This is a genomic window from Methylomonas rivi, assembly GCF_024505165.1.
Classification (GTDB): Bacteria; Pseudomonadota; Gammaproteobacteria; order Methylococcales; family Methylomonadaceae; genus Methylomonas; species Methylomonas rivi.
In genome coordinates, this window is record NZ_JANIBK010000300.1 from 1 (window position 1) to 670 (window position 670).

Here is a 670-nt window from a genome sequence, read left to right on the forward strand (position 1 = left end):
ATCGGGTCGGGGTGACGGGATTGCACCCGTCACCTCTCCCACACCACCGGACATGCGGTTTTCCGCATCCGGCGGTTGAACCCGGCGACTTCTTATAGCGTCGCAAAATCTGATGGCACCCATAGTCCCCAACGCCTGAGTCTGGCATTGTTCAGCACGGTTTGCAGCATCGGGCTATAGGCATTTCGCCATGCCCCTACCGAACCGCTCGCCTGTTTTAGGTGATACGGTTTGGCCTTCAGGCGCTTCAAGGCATTTAGCCGGCCTCGCCGGTTGTGCCAGCGCTGCCAGAAGTATTTGCGCATGTGCCGACGCATCCAGCTTTCCAACGCCTTGACCGTCCGCCAAAGCTGGCAGATGCTGAAGTAGTTCCACCAGCCTCGAATGTAACGCTGCCAGTTTAGAACGCGTTCTTCCAGCTTTACGCTGGTTTGTGCATCCCAATGGCGGCGCACTTGCGCTTTCAGCTTATTCAGACTCGCTTGTGCAGGCCCAATGCGCCCGTCACTGGTGATCCTAAACCCCAGGAATTTTCCATCCCACGGCCGGCCAACGCCACTTTTGTTGACGTTGACCCGCAGTTTTAGGCGCTTGGCTATCCAGGCTGTCAGGCTTTCCAGTATCCGTTCGCCGCTGCGTTCGCTACCGACGAAGATCACGACGTCATCGG

Annotated in this window: 1 protein-coding gene; it reads right to left on the reverse strand. The window is 57.6% G+C overall.

Annotated elements, in window-relative coordinates; genetic code table 11:
* Positions 1–92: 92 nt before the first annotated feature.
* A partial coding sequence (locus NP596_RS21280) for a group II intron maturase-specific domain-containing protein (protein WP_256617384.1) occupies positions 93–670 on the reverse strand: 578 nt, incomplete at its 5' end.